The organism is Pseudomonas sp. FW305-20, assembly GCF_058788075.1.
In genome coordinates, this window is sequence record NZ_JBYTAJ010000022.1 from 34,064 (window position 1) to 48,690 (window position 14,627).

The 14,627-nt window shown below is 55.5% G+C and carries 9 protein-coding genes and 1 pseudogene; 8 read left to right on the plus strand and 2 right to left on the minus strand.

All coding sequences use genetic code 11. The annotated features are described in order from the left end of the window. Nucleotides 1–16: 16 nt before the first annotated feature. Nucleotides 17–1,557, minus strand: a pseudogene (tssC, locus tag AC3WP4_RS18955) (type VI secretion system contractile sheath large subunit). Between the two features lie 34 nt (nucleotides 1,558–1,591). Next, nucleotides 1,592–2,095, minus strand: coding sequence for a type VI secretion system contractile sheath small subunit (tssB, locus tag AC3WP4_RS18960; protein ID WP_102615112.1), 504 nt, complete (start codon nucleotides 2,093–2,095; stop codon nucleotides 1,592–1,594). A 329-nt stretch (nucleotides 2,096–2,424) separates the two neighbouring features. On the opposite strand from tssB, the gene AC3WP4_RS18965 reads away from it, so the two are divergent. From AC3WP4_RS18965 to AC3WP4_RS19000, 8 genes are all read left to right on the plus strand, one after another. Next, complete coding sequence (locus AC3WP4_RS18965; protein WP_256581159.1) at nucleotides 2,425–3,849, plus strand: EAL domain-containing response regulator; 1,425 nt, start codon at nucleotides 2,425–2,427, stop codon at nucleotides 3,847–3,849. Between the two features lie 87 nt (nucleotides 3,850–3,936). Then, nucleotides 3,937–4,389 (plus strand): ANTAR domain-containing protein, encoded by a 453-nt coding sequence (locus tag AC3WP4_RS18970; RefSeq protein WP_178081745.1) that lies wholly within the window; start codon nucleotides 3,937–3,939, stop codon nucleotides 4,387–4,389. A 254-nt stretch (nucleotides 4,390–4,643) separates the two neighbouring features. Next, on the plus strand, nucleotides 4,644–5,489 hold the full coding sequence (locus AC3WP4_RS18975; RefSeq protein WP_102615114.1) for an SDR family NAD(P)-dependent oxidoreductase: 846 nt from the start codon (nucleotides 4,644–4,646) through the stop codon (nucleotides 5,487–5,489). A 210-nt stretch (nucleotides 5,490–5,699) separates the two neighbouring features. Beyond that, a complete protein-coding gene (locus tag AC3WP4_RS18980; protein ID WP_158242631.1) occupies nucleotides 5,700–8,252 on the plus strand; it encodes a winged helix-turn-helix domain-containing protein in 2,553 nt (850 codons plus the stop codon). Between the two features lie 138 nt (nucleotides 8,253–8,390). After that, nucleotides 8,391–10,193, plus strand: coding sequence for an acyl-CoA dehydrogenase (locus tag AC3WP4_RS18985; RefSeq protein ID WP_102615116.1), 1,803 nt, complete (start codon nucleotides 8,391–8,393; stop codon nucleotides 10,191–10,193). A gap of 37 nt (nucleotides 10,194–10,230) precedes the next feature. Beyond that, complete coding sequence (locus AC3WP4_RS18990) at nucleotides 10,231–12,336, plus strand: 3-hydroxyacyl-CoA dehydrogenase NAD-binding domain-containing protein (protein ID WP_102615117.1); 2,106 nt, start codon at nucleotides 10,231–10,233, stop codon at nucleotides 12,334–12,336. Between the two features lie 69 nt (nucleotides 12,337–12,405). Then, the gene (locus AC3WP4_RS18995) at nucleotides 12,406–13,590 is read left to right on the plus strand and encodes an acetyl-CoA C-acyltransferase (protein ID WP_102615118.1); all 1,185 of its coding nucleotides are present in this window, start codon (nucleotides 12,406–12,408) and stop codon (nucleotides 13,588–13,590) included. After that, a complete protein-coding gene (locus AC3WP4_RS19000) occupies nucleotides 13,590–14,366 on the plus strand; it encodes an SDR family NAD(P)-dependent oxidoreductase (protein WP_102615119.1) in 777 nt (258 codons plus the stop codon). Before AC3WP4_RS18995 ends, AC3WP4_RS19000 begins: the two co-directional genes overlap by 1 nt. Nucleotides 14,367–14,627: the final 261 nt, after the last annotated feature.

The following is a 14,627-nucleotide window of genomic DNA, read 5'->3' on the forward strand; positions in this document are numbered from 1 at the left end:
TTCCCTACGAAGTGGTTTAGGCTTTTGCCTTGGGCATCTGCGAAACCAGCGACAAGTTGACGTCCATGCCTTCGACCTGAAAGTGCGGTACGGCGTACAGCTTGACGCGGAAGAAGCCGGGGTTGTCCTCGATGTCTTCTACCGTCACCTTGGCATCGCGCAATGGGTGGGAGGCCTGCAGGTCGTCGCCGGGGTCGGTCATTTCGGTGACGAGGCCACCGATCCACTTGTTCAACTCCAGCTCCAGCATACGACGGTCCTTGGTGGTCCCGATGTTTTCGCGCTGGATCAGCTTCAGGTAATGGGCAATACGCGACAGCAGGAAGATGTACGGCAGGCGCGCATTGATTCGGCTGTTGGCCGTGGCGTCGGCGGTGTCGTACAGGGCTGGTTTTTGAGTCGAGTTAGCCGAGAAGAAACACGCATAATCGCGGTTCTTGTAGTACGACAAGGGAATGAAACCGAGATTGGCGAATTCGAACTCGCGGGTTTCCGGGATCATCACTTCGGAGGGGATCTTCACCTGGTTGCCCGTTCCCAAGTCATACAGGTGAATCGGCAGTTCGGTAACCGCGCCACCTGATTGCGGTCCGCGAATCTGCACACACCAACCGTTGTTGATAAAGCTCTTTACCATGTTGGCCGCGAAAGCGAACGAGGCGTTGGTCCACAAGTATTTCTCGTGATCCGGCCCCTTGACGCTTTCGATATAGTTGAAGCTGCGCACGGGGATAGTGTCCGGGCCATATGGCAGGCGACCCAACACACGAGGCATGAGCAGGCCGATGTAACGAGAGTCGTCACTTTCGCGGAATGCCTTCCATTTGATGTACTCGGCACGGTCAAAGTAGTTGCCGATATCTTTGATGGCGGCCACTTCTTCCATCGTCTGCTTGCCAAAAAACGCCGGACCGACAGAACCAATGAACGGCATGTGGGCGGCCGCAGACACCTTGGCAATGTTGCGCAGCAGGGCAATATCCTGCGGACTGCGGCTGAACTCGTAGTTGGAAATGGCCGCCGCAATCGGTTCCCCGCCCGGGGTATCGTATTCCTGGGTGTAGGTATGCAGGTACAGGCCGCTTTGGGCGATTTCCGGCGCATCTTCGAAGTCTTGGACCAGGTGATCCTTACTGATGTCCAGCAGCTCGATCCGCACGTTCTGGCGGAAATCGGTCTGGTCGATCAGAGACTTCACGCCGCGCCAGGTTGATTCCACGCGCTGAAAGTCCGGATGGTGCATGACCGCATCAAGTTGGCGACTGATCTGTGCATCCAACGACGCGATATGCTCATCCAACAGGGTTTTGTCCAGGCGCTCGACTTTATGCGAGGACTGCTTGAGCAGGCTCAAGAAACACTAACGGCCGCCGTTACCCGTTCATCCGCAGACGCCTCGGACAGGGCCTCGGCGTTTTGAAACGATTCGATGCCACTCAGCTGCGCAACCGGGCTGAGATTGATCTTGGCGAACAAGGCGCCATAGACACCTTGGCTGCTGTCTGCGTCGTGGGTCTTGGCCTGCTGCGAGGATGCGGATGATTGTGCTACGGACATGATGAGAACTTCCTTATTAACGAACCGAGGGCAATTAACATGCTTCTTGTGGCGTCAGAGCGGCCAGTTCGGCGCGTAGCTCGTCACTCAGCGCGTCGTCCTTGAGGATGCGTTCCAGTTCATGACGAAAGGTGGCGTTATCCAACAGGTTGGATTTGAGGTCGCGCAGCAGGTTGCGCATCGCCAGCAGGGCTCGCAGCTGTGGAATCTGCCGCGCTACCTGTTCAGGTTCGAAGTCTTTCATGCCCTGAAAACTCAACGCGACAGCGGTGTCGACGCTGGCATCGGTCAAGGTATTTTCCACCGTTAGTTTCAGGCTCGGCGAAAACTCGGCCAGCACACTGTCGAAGTTGTTTTTGTTGATCCCGACCTTGCCTCTTTCAGATAACGGACGCTGCTCGTGACCATTACTGTAATCACCCATCACCATGAGTTTGAGCGGCAATTCGACGTTTTTTTGTGCGCCACCGGTGTGCAAATCAAGCTTGATGTTGACCCGCGCCTTGGGCACTTCGTTTTGGAAGCTGTTCGATGCCATGACCACTCCAGATATCTCCCTAACGGGAGGTCAGATAGAACCCGTTAAGCTGGAACTCATGACCACAGCCGAGCCGACGCTCGTATCGCGAGTCCGAACAGAGTGCGTGAATTCCATTTCTTGTTCCTTGGATAAATGCGCCTGAACCTGCAGCACATTCAAAAATGCGGCCCAGGCTACTTAGCCACTCACTCGTTACGAAGGCGGCAACTAGATCCTATCCATGCGACCAAAGTGGAGGCGATGAGATTTGTCTCGAAAATCACAAAAGCGCATCAATCTGAAATTTTCCATCGAGCGTCACCGCCCACGACCAACGACAGGCGTAAGTGGATGTCGAATTTGGCTTACAGGTGTCAGCGCCGATACAAAACCGACCGACGGGTAAGCTTTCAAACAGCGCCTTCAGGCCACCGGTTTTTTGCGCTGACTTTTCGAAAGCTGTAGGCAGCACTCCCGACAATCTTGGGACAATTCCTAAAGACACGGTGCTGGCGCATCACAATAATTCAGGCACTCCCATCAAATGTATAGCTGCCATGTCTTTACTACCGATACGCAGTCTTGTCATCGAAGAGCATCCCCTCAAGCGAATCGTTGCGACTCGAGCCTTTCAGGACCTTGGATGTGATGACGTCATATCTGTGACCAACAGTGCCACTGCTATGGAAATACTCAAAAGCAAAGGGCGGGCCGATGTGGCCTTATGCAGTCTGAGGGAGAAGTGTATGCAAAGCCTCGCTGCCATCGAGGAGCTGTGTGCCAGTGGATTAGTCAATTCGATGATTATTTGCAGTAATCTTTCGGCTGACTTGCACAGTGCTATAGATCGGATGCTAACCATGCATAAGGTGCAGGTGCTGGGATACGTTGATGCTTCGGTTCGCCCAAACACGATTATGCCCCTGCTGGAACAGTTCGAGCGAAGCACAGAGTTACCCCGAGATAAAATTTCACAGCCGACCAGTATCAGGTCATTTAATGAAACGGATCTGAAGAAAGCCATTTCAGCTAACGAGTTCAGGGCATTCTTCCAGCCGAAATTCAATCTCGTCACGAATGCTGTCGACAGTCTTGAAGTTTTGGTGCGGTGGGAGCACCCACTTCATGGAATATTGTATCCGTCTGACTTCCTGCCGCGTCTGAACAGCTTCGATTTGATGGACGACTTGCTGTTTGCACTGATCGAGCAGGGTCTGTCTTTCCTGGAAAAAATCTCACATACCGAACCCTTAATGCGCCTTGCATTCAACGTGCAAGCGGAACAGCTTAGCAACCCAGAGCTAGTCACAAAAATCACCGACTTGCTTCACAGGTATCAATTACCGGCATATCGCTTGATCTTCGAAATCACCGAAAGTGGCCTGCTAGAGTCATCTCCGACTGTACTTAAGAACCTGATTCAATTACGAATCATGGGATCCGGGTTGTCTATTGACGATTTTGGCACCGGGTTTTCATCCTTGGAACGGCTTTGCCGCTTGCCATTCACAGAGATAAAACTCGACGCCAGTTTCATTCACGACCTTGATAACAGCGTTAACAACAGAGCAGTGGTCATCAACACGCTCGCTCTGGGTAAATCCTTGAATATGTCGGTAGTCGTGGAAGGGGTTGAAACAGAAAGTCAGCGCGAGTCATTGATAAAACTTGGATGTATCCACGCTCAAGGATACCTCTGCGCTCGACCTATGAGCGGTAAGCAATCACTACTCTGGCTGGATACAAACCGCGTAAACCTCAACAGCGTTTAATGTATGGGGTTGACTACTCGCTCGACTGCTTCCGCTCCACTTATAAAATATTTTTTCGCCAACCGAACGGATAGAGGAGAACAATGCATGATCAATCCACGGCTGCGTATCTTGCTGGTTGATGAGAAACACTCCAGGCGCCTGGGCATAGAAAAAAATCTTGCCAGTCTTGGCTACAGTTGTGTGGCCCCGTTTGCATCCCAACGTGATTTACTTCAAGTGATAGATTATGCGCTCAATGATTTTGATTTGTTGATCATTAACGAGTCCACCCTCAGGGGCGCGGGACAAAAATCTGAATACGCTATTCGAAACTGTCCATACATTAAGAATTTTCTGATTTATCAGTGTAATGAATTACATTTTGTCGCCCCTGCCAACGTTTCATCCGCATCATCATGTTTTGTCTTTCCCTACCTCCCTGATCGAGGCGTTATCAGGAACGTCCTGAATTTTGTAGACGGAGGGAATGCCCACGCTCCGCAGGTGATGCGGCCCGCAGTTGCGGCCTTGTTCGCAGCCACTGATGTCGTTGCCTGATCAAATGAGAATGTCGTCGCAGCCCAACTGGCGAGCGATCGCGGCGATAGAGCCGGCATCAACAGGTTCGCATGCGCATTGCCAAAGGAAGCGCGTCGCCCGCAACCAAGACTTTTCTTTGCTGTTGTGCTTGTTGGCGTTCTGCTCAGCATGACGACGTTAAAGGTCTTGTTCATGTCGCGGAATGTCAATTAATTCGCTGACAATTTCATTAGTCTCGTCGAAGCATTTAGCCGCTATCCGGAGTGCACGGCATGAAATCCTTCACAGACAAAGTTGCAGCCATTACGGGAGCTGGATCAGGTATTGGGCGCGCACTTGCATTGGCCTTGGCCGAGCGGGGTTGTCACCTGGCACTATCCGATGTCAACGCGCAAGGGCTGGAACGCACACGGCAGGCACTGGAACTCACCGGCGTTAGCGTTTCCACTTCGGTAGTGGACGTCGCCAATCGCGAGCAGATGCACGCCTGGGCAAATCGGGTTGCTGAGGAACATGGCAAGGTCAACCTGATCATTAACAATGCGGGTGTCGCACACGCTGGCACCGTCGAAGGCAGCAGCTATGAAGAGTATGTCTGGATAACCGACATCAATTGGTGGGGGGTGGTACACGGCACCAAGGCATTCCTGCCGCACCTCAAAACTTCTGGCGATGGACACATTGTAAATATCTCCAGCATCTTCGGCCTGTTTGCCCAACCTGGCATGAGCGCCTACAACGCCACCAAATTTGCCGTCCGCGGCTTCACTGAGTCTTTGCGTCAGGAACTGGACCTGGAGAATTGCGGTGTATCTGCCAGTTGCGTGCATCCAGGTGGGATCAAGACCGGAATTGCTGCACACGCCCGCATGAACCAGAGCATGGCCAGCATCACAGGGCAGGATGCGGACGACGCCCGCAGTAGATTCAATGACAAGCTGCTGCGAACCACGGCGGATAAAGCCGCCGAAGTCATTCTGCGCGGTGTGCAACGCAACCATCGACGCATTCTGATCGGATCGGACGCTCGGAGCATTGATCTGATGCTGCGTCTGCTGCCGGTTCTCTACCAACCGCTGGTGACAATCGGCATGAAGTTGGCCGCTCGCTTCGCCTGACACAACGGCTCTGACTCGTTATGCGTTCGAACTCCGACCCTCCATCCCGTAACACTGCTTAATGCCAATGTGCGAAAAGAGAAGCCGTCAGCCGTTATGCATTATCCGACGCTAAAACCGAGCAAGTTGCGCCCACCTGCCATACCAACTACGGCCATTTCTCGACCACAGCTTTTGCAGATGCTAAACGAGGCAACCGAACGGGATTGCTTGCTGAGCCTGCTCAGCACCCCAGTTGGTTATGGCAAAAGCATCTTACTGGCCCAGTACGTCGCAAACCTCAGGACACCCTGGGCCTGGCTCCGTTGTGATAGTGGCGACAACCGGCCCCTGATTCTGCTCATGCATTTGCATCAAGCAATGGGCCTAGCTACGCCAGTACCCGGTTTAAACACGGTCAACGAAGAAACGCTGTGGGCTGCGATCATCGACGGGTTGGAAAAACGAAAGACTCCCTACACCCTGATCATCGATGACTTGCATTGCTTACGCGCACCGGCCGCCTGCCGTTACTTCGACGAACTGCTGCGCCACGCTCCCGAGAATCTGCACATTATTGCCGCCAGCGAGGGCCTGCCAGCACTCCGGCTCAGCCATCTACGCCGGGATGGACGTTTGCAATTATTGGACACGCACTGCTTGGCATTGGACAGCAGCGAGATAAAGACACTTGCGTCTGCTCGCGGAGTGAAACTCAGCGATGATGCGGCGTACCTGCTGCGTGCCAACAGCGAGGGCTGGATCAGCAGCGTATTGCTGGGTCTCAGCGCACAGACCGAGCAGCCGACTTTGTCGTCTTCTGACACACAGATTTCAGCCGCTACCGCCAGACGTTTTCATGCTCTCACCGCACAATTTTTCAATGAAGAAATTTTAGGTTCATTGCCTCACGAGATTTTGCGCTTCCTTGAACAGCTGTCCGTGGTCAACACCTTCAATGTCGAACTCGCCACCTGCTTGACGGGGCGCTCCGACGCCGCGACGCTCCTCGACCGACTGGTGCGAAAGCACCTGTTTGTCCAGCAATGCGACGATGAACAATTGCATTACAGGCTTCATAAACAAATGCGGCAGGCACTCTATCAACAGCTACGCCTGCGCACTCCCGGTGCCCTGACGCAATTGCATCAAAAGGCAGGTAAGCATCTGCTTCAAAAGCAATGTTACGCCGAGGCTGTGTACCAGCTCGGGCGCGCCCTGGACTTTGACGCCCTGCTGGCTGCCATCGACCGGCACAGTTTTGATCTGCTACGGGAAGGCCAGGTCAACGCGATGGTCGACTTTCTTGCCGATATGCCTGGGCAAAGCATGGAAGATCATTTCACCCTGGCAATTACCGAAGCCAGCACCGTCATCGTCACTAACGATATTGACCGCGCTGCGGCGTGCCTGCGTCGACTTCAACGCCTGTCAAGAGACCAAAAGACGCCCGAACAGCGTAACGAGCGATCACATCAGACGTTCGCTTTCCTGCGTAGCCGGCTGGCATTTCTCGGCGGCAATTTCAATCACGGTATCGCCCTTGTCGATGAGGCGCTGCGGCGATACCCGCAGATGAATGCCGCCACTACCGTGCTGTTGTTCAATCGAGCCAGCTGCTTGTTTGCGCTGGGCCAGCTGCATCGGGCCCGACATGACACAGAGCAGGCACTTTGCGAACTCACTGCCATGAACTTCAGTGGCTACACCAACCTGCTTCATTTACAACTGGGCATGATCGAACTGGCTCAAGGTCACCCCCTCAAGGCTGAGGAGCGCTTTACCCAGATGATTCAAAATCGTGCCACAGGGGCGTCGCACGGATTTTACGACCTTTTCCAATACCTGGGCAAAGGCGTCTTGCTGTTGCAGCAAAACAAATTGCAATCAGCGGCAGAGCATCTTGCTCATGCCAAGACCATTGCCTTCGACATTACCCACAGCGCCGGTCTGCCTTGGGTACTGCATTATCAAGCGCTTTGCCTTGCTGCCCAAGGTCGGCTTTCTTGCGCACGAGAGCGCTGGGATGAAGCACGCAAAATCGCCCGTCAATTGAAACTATTCACCCTCTATCGTCTGGCTGGCGCCTCTCGCGTGCGCCTGGCCGTTCGCGAACACGATCAGGGCTTCATTGATGATTGGCTCAAGGAATGGCGCTGGTGCAATCGCCTTTACGGTACGAACCTGATGCCTGAAGAATGGCAGGCTTATGCCTGGGTTCAACGTCATCTGGGCCAACGCGCATCGGCAACGAGCATCTCCCACTACCTATGGTCGCAATCCATGACTGAGGACAATCTCCAACTCAGCATCGACCTGCATTTGCTCGATGCCAGCCTGTATCTGGACGCTGCGAATCACACAGCAGCCCTGCGCAGCCTGGATGCGGCGTTGCAGCAGGCAGCGAAGCACGGTTTTACTAACTTGCTGCACTTGGAGGGGCGTCAGCTACTTGAACTGTTCCGCCAACTGATCTCTCCTCAGATCCGCCGTCAACACGGTATCGAAGCTTCATTACCCTCGCGCGCGCAACTCGCACAGCTATTGCAAGGATTGACGCCAAAGAGTCAGTCCTACCAACCATTACTCGACCCGTTGACTCGCCGTGAACAAGACGTACTCCAGCGCATGGTCAATTGCCAAAGCAATCAGCAGATTGCCGACAGCCTGTACATCAGCCTCAGTACAGTGAAAAGCCACATCAATAATCTGTTCCGCAAACTCGATGTGGTCGATCGCAAAGGCGCACTTCAAGTGGTGCGAGAGACAAAACTGTTGAACTGAGGCGCTTCGGAGCTTCGCTCCACCCTCCCCGCTTTTTCCCCACCTTGCTCCACCCCAATTTCCACCCGTGGTTGGGCGCGCATGGTCATCGGTCTTTGTTACAAAACCGCCTGGTTTATTCCGCCAAACGAGAACGCTATGACCGACCAGTTGCTCAACGACCGCGACCTTCGCTTCCAGCTCTTTGAAATACTAGACACCGAGGGTCTCCTGAAAAGGCCCCGTTACGCGGAGCTGGACCTGACAGTACTTGATGCAACACTGCAGACGGCACGCGACGTTGCCGCCCAGTACTTCGCACCTCACAACCAGAAAGGTGATGCTAACGAGCCGACCTTCGATGGCGAGAAGGTCACCCTCATTCCAGAAACCAAAGCTGCCTGGGACGCTTTTGCCTCGGCAGGTTTTCTCGCCGCTCACCATGACTTCGAAGACGGTGGGCAGCAGTTGCCGGAAGTGGTACTGCGCGCCTGTATGGCCTATTTCAATGCAGCCAATATTGCGACCCTTGGTTATTCGTTTCTAAGTATTGGCGCTGCCAACCTTATAAAAACCTTTGCCAGTACCGAGCTGCGTCAGCGCTTCCTGCCGCCGATGCTAGAGGGGCGTTTCAGTGGCACCATGGCGATGACCGAACCAGGTCAAGGCTCGGCGCTCGGGGATCTGCGCACCAGCGCTCGTGCGGCCGAAGACGGCAGCTATCGCATCAGCGGCAGCAAAATGTTCATTTCCGGCGGCGATCACGAACTGACCGAAAACATCGTGCACCTGGTGCTGGCCCGCATTGAAGGTGCACCTGCCGGCGTGAAAGGCATTTCGTTGTTTCTCGTGCCCAAGTACCTGGTCAATGCCGATGGCAGCGTCGGAGCGCGCAATGATGTGGCCTTGGCGGGTTTGTTACACAAGATGGGCTATCGCAACGCCACGTCCACGGTGCTCAACTTCGGTGAAAAAGACGGGGCCGTCGGGTATCTCGTGGGTGAAGCCAATAAGGGCCTTGGCTACATGTTTCAGATGATGAACGAGGCCCGCATCGGGGTCGGCCTTGGTGCCGCAAGCCTTGGGTATCAAAGCTACATCCATGCACTCGACTATGCCCGCAACCGGCCACAGGGACGTCTTCCTGGCAATAAGGATCCGCTAGCCCCGCAGGTACGCATTGTCGAGCACGCCGACGTTCGGCGAATGCTGCTGCAACAGAAGGTGTACGCCGAAGGCAGCATGGCGTTGTGTCTGTATGCCAGCACCCTGGTCGAAGATAGCCACACCGCACCAGACGCAGACCAACGCCATCAGGCCGCCGAGATGCTCGACCTGCTCACGCCCGTGGTCAAATCATGGCCTTCACGGTACGGCCTGCTGGCGTCCGAGATTGGTATTCAGGTGCTCGGAGGTTCCGGTTATACCCGTGAATACCAGCTTGAACAGTTTTATCGGGACAATCGCCTCAACCCGATACACGAGGGCACTGAAGGCATTCAGGCCATTGATTTGCTCGCACGCAAGCTGGGCCCACAGGGTGGGGACGGTTTTGCATTGTTCCTCACACGTCTCCAGGCCAGCCTGAACGAGGGGCATGCGCGCCACGACTGCGCCTCGCTCGCCACTGCACTGCGCACAGCAATGCAGATCATCGAAAGAGTCACGATCGAAATGCAGATCAGGGTATCCGCCAACCCCGCTCTTGGCCTGAGCAATGCCACTGCCTATCTCGATATGTTCGGCAAGCTGGTCGTCGGCTGGATCTGGCTGCGTCAGGCACTTGCCGCCAGCCGTGCGCTGACATCCGGTGCCGTGGGCAGCGAGGCCGACTTTTACAAAGGCAAGCTCCATGCAGCGCGTTACTTCATGGAGTGGGAACTGGCCGGTTTACAAGGCCAAGCACGATTGCTCAGCACTGGCAACCGCGTCTGCTTCGACATGCAGAACGATTGGTTCTGACCCTCCCCTACCCCACGACATAACCAAAAGGAATTTTATGAGCGACCTCATCCACTACCAATGCGACGACGGCCTGGCCCTGATCGGCCTGAATCGCCCCCCGGTCAATGCCTTGGGCCAAGCGCTTCGTGCCTCCTTGAACGAGGCCTGCGAGCGTGTCGTCGCCGACCCGACCGTACGGGCGGTTATCCTGCACGGTACGCCATTCAGCGCCGGTGCAGACATCAGCGAGTTTGGCAGCGCTGCCAGTCATGCCGATCCCTCCTTGCCTGACATGCTGGTACGTTTGAGTCAAATCGACAAGCCGCTGATTGCAGCAATTGGAGGCGCTGCACTCGGTGGCGGCCTTGAGCTAGCCCTGGCCTGCGCTTATCGAATTGCAACGCCTGATGCACGCGTCGGCCTGCCGGAAATCAACCTTGGATTGCTCCCGGGAGCAGGAGGCACCCAACGACTGCCGCGCCTGATTGGCGCCAAAGCAGCACTGGATCTCATCATCTCAGGACAATCAATCACCGCAGACAAAGCTGCAAGCCTCGGCATTCTCGATCGTTTATCCAAGGCTCCCTCCAGCCTGCTGGAAGATGCCTTTGACTTTGCCCGCGAACTGCTCGAATCCGGCGCTCCTGTGCGTCCGATCGATCCGAACGCTGCACCGGGGAAACATCTCGAAGTCGATTTCTTCAAGGATTTCCAAGCAAAAAACGCCTCGCGCTGGAAGGGGCGCCAAGCCCCGCAACGCATTGTTGCTGCAGTCCAGGCGGCTTGCGAACTGCCGCTCAACGAAGGGCTAATTCGCGAAAGCGAGCTATTTAAAGAGGCTGAAGCCTCGGCCGAATCCAGCGCGCTGCGTCATGTATTCTTCGCCGAACGCGAAGCGGGAAAGATTCCAGGAATAGACGCCACCACCACGCTGCGGAAGGTCTCCCAAGTAGCAATCATCGGTGCTGGCACCATGGGTGGAGGCATTGCGATGAACTTCGCCAACGCCGGTATCCCGGTCATCTTGCTGGAAGCCAGGGCTGATGCGCTGGACCGTGGACTGATGCAGATCCGCGACAACTACGAAATCAGCGTACAGCGCGGAAAGATGACCCACCTGCAGCTTGAGCGGCGAATGGAACGAATCCAGGGCACGCTTGATTATGGCGATCTGATCGATGCCGATCTGGTGATCGAAGCTGTATATGAATCACTCGAGATCAAACAGAAAGTATTCCGTACGCTGGACAAGGTTTGCAAACCAGGCGCCATTCTTGCCAGCAACACGTCGACACTGGATGTTGACGCCATCGCTGCCGTCACCCGGCGCCCCCAGGATGTTATTGGCCTGCACTTCTTCAGCCCGGCCAATGTCATGCGTCTGCTCGAGGTGGTGCGTGCCCGAGAGACTGCACCTGATGTGCTGTTGACCACACTGAAGCTGGCACGCCAGATCGGTAAAATTGCGGTGGTGTCGGGGGTGTGTTTCGGTTTCATCGGCAATCGCATGTTCGAGCCTTATGGCCGTGAGGCCTACCGCCTGGTGCTGGAGGGCGCTACCCCCTCTCAAATTGACAAAGTACTCACCAATCACGGTTTAGCCATGGGCATGCTGGCGGTGCAGGATCTCGCCGGCATTGATATCGGCTACTTGATCCGCGAATCACGTCGCAGCGAAATCAGTCACGACCCTAGCTACTGCAAATTGGGAGACGAACTCTACGCGTTGGGCCGCTACGGACAGAAGACTGGCGCCGGGCTTTATCGCTATGAAGAACGAGACCGTCAGGATGATCCCGAAGTCATTTCACTCGCCGCGCGACTTGCGAATGAACTGGACATTCAACGTCGGCATATTCCGGATCAGGAAATCCTTGAGCGGTGCTTGTTCAGTCTGATCAATGAAGGCATCCAGTTACTCGACGAAGGCATCGCCTTACGCAGTAGCGACATCGATCTGGTGTTCATCAATGGCTACGGCTTCCCTGCCTGGCGAGGCGGTCCGATGCATGAGGCCGAATGCATCGGGCTGAGTCATTTGCTGTCACGCCTTGAACACTACCGCCAAGCGCTGGGCTCGCACGGTGAGATGTGGTTCCAACCCGCACCGATGCTCGAACGCCTTGTCGCTGCTGGCAAGACCCGCATCGAAAGACTCTGACCCCTAGAAAAGGAGGGTGTCCCCAATGGGGCATTACCTCCTGAAGACCAAAGACAGGACATCGACACCATGAAAGAAGCCGTCATTCTCTCAACTGCTCGCACCCCGATTGCCAAGGCATTCCGCGGAGCTTTCAACAACTTGAGTTCGCCGAGCATGGCCAGCTATGCGATACGCGCAGCTGTGGAACGCGCCGGTATCGAGACCACGGAAATTGAGGATCTGGTCATGGGCACCGGCATGGCAGGTGGCACGGCCGGCTGGAACCTCGGACGCATGAGCGCACTGGCTGCCGGGCTACCGCTGAGCGTGAGCGGGCAAACCATCGACCGCCAATGCGCCTCGGGGCTCATGGCAATTGCCACCGCTGCCAAGCAGATCATGGTCGACGGTATGAAAGTTACTGTCGGTGCAGGCCAAGAGCATATCAGCCTGGTGCAGGGCCATTATCTTGAGTGGGCGATGACCGAGAAAGACCCCATGGTCATTGGCCATGCGCAACATGCCTACATGCCGATGCTGCAGACAGCAGAGATCGTTGCCCAACGCTACAACATCAGCCGCGAAGCGCAAGACGCCTACTCTCTTCAATCGCAGCAGCGTACCGCAAGCGCCCAGGCCGCAGGGTTGTTCAACAATGAAATCGTGCCGGTCACTGCGTCCAGGAAAGTGGTCGACAAGGAAACCGGCTTGGCCAGCTTCATCGATGTGACTCTTGATAGCGACGAAGGCAACCGGCCATGTACCGTGCTGGAGGACCTGACCAAACTCAAGCCAGTGATTGAAGGCGGCTGTATCACTGCCGGTAACGCCAGCCAACTGTCCGATGGCGCGAGTGCTTGCGTGATGATGGATGCGCTACTGGCTGAAAAGCGCAACCTCGAACCACTGGGCTTGTACCGTGGCATCAGCGTGGTCGGTCTGGCGCCGGAGGAAATGGGTATCGGTCCGGTGCTTGCCATACCAAAATTGCTCAAGCAGCACGGTCTGACTGTCGATGACATCGGCCTGTGGGAACTCAACGAGGCCTTCGCCTGCCAGGTCCTTTATTGCGCCGAGAAACTCGGTATCGACCCGGCGAGGCTAAACGTCAACGGAGGCGCCATCTCGATCGGACATCCCTACGGTATGAGTGGTGCTCGCATGGTTGGTCATGCCCTTCTGGAAGGTCAGCGTCGGGGTGTCAGATTCGTGGTGGTCACCATGTGCGTTGGTGGCGGCATGGGCGCCGCCGGGTTGTTCGAGGTGCTCTGATGGACGTTCGGTCGATATTTTCGCTCTCCGGTAAAACCATACTGGTCACGGGTGCCTCCAGCGGAATTGGTGCCCACCTGGCTCGGCTTGCGAGCCAGGCGGGAGCACGCGTGGTGATTGGGGCACGTCGCATTGAGCGCTTGGAACAACTCGCTCAGGACATTCGGTGGCTCGGTGGCGAGGCGCTGGTCGTTGCTCTCGATGTTACCGACCGTGCCAGTGTCGAAGCTGCTTTCGATGCGGCCGAAGTGCATTTCGGTGTAGTCGACGTCGTGCTCAACAATGCCGGAATCGGCAACGCTATGGGCGCGCTGAACATAAGCGAAGAACAATGGCGCAACATGCTGTCGACCAACCTCGACGGCGTCTGGCGCGTTGCCCAGTGCGCTGCACAACGACTGGTCAAGGCCGGTCGTGGTGGCAGCATCGTCAATGTCGCGTCGATACTCGGGCTGCGTGTTGGTACGGGTTACAGCCACTACTGCGCAGCGAAGGCTGGTGTTGTGCAACTGAGCAAGTCATTGGCACTGGAATTTGCACGCTACCAGATCCGCGTCAACGCCATCGCTCCCGGTTACTTCAAGACGGAAATGAACGACGCCTACTTTGACGGGGACAACGGACAATCCTACATCCGCAATGCTGTTCCGATGCGCCGCCTGGGTTGCCTTGAGGAGTTAGAAGGACCTTTCCTGTTACTCGCCAGCGAAGCTGGATCATTCATGACAGGTGAGGTGCTGGCAGTAGATGGAGGGCATCTGGTCAGCAGCCTGTAACCGCGCAGGCAATCCCGGCGGTTTCCAAAAGTCGGGAGACACCGATGCTGAATGTGCAGGTGCGTGGCCGGCATATACAGCATCGGTGTGTGCTACCAGCAGAGTATCGCCTGGTGCTCATCGAAGTGATGGACATTTCCAGACCATTACTTGACATAAAACGACAGTCCGCAAAGCGATAGTTCGCGATCTCACGCAATAGAAGACTGTCGTTCAACTTGTCGCAAAATGTCAACTGCAAGTCATATTTGGTCAGGTTAT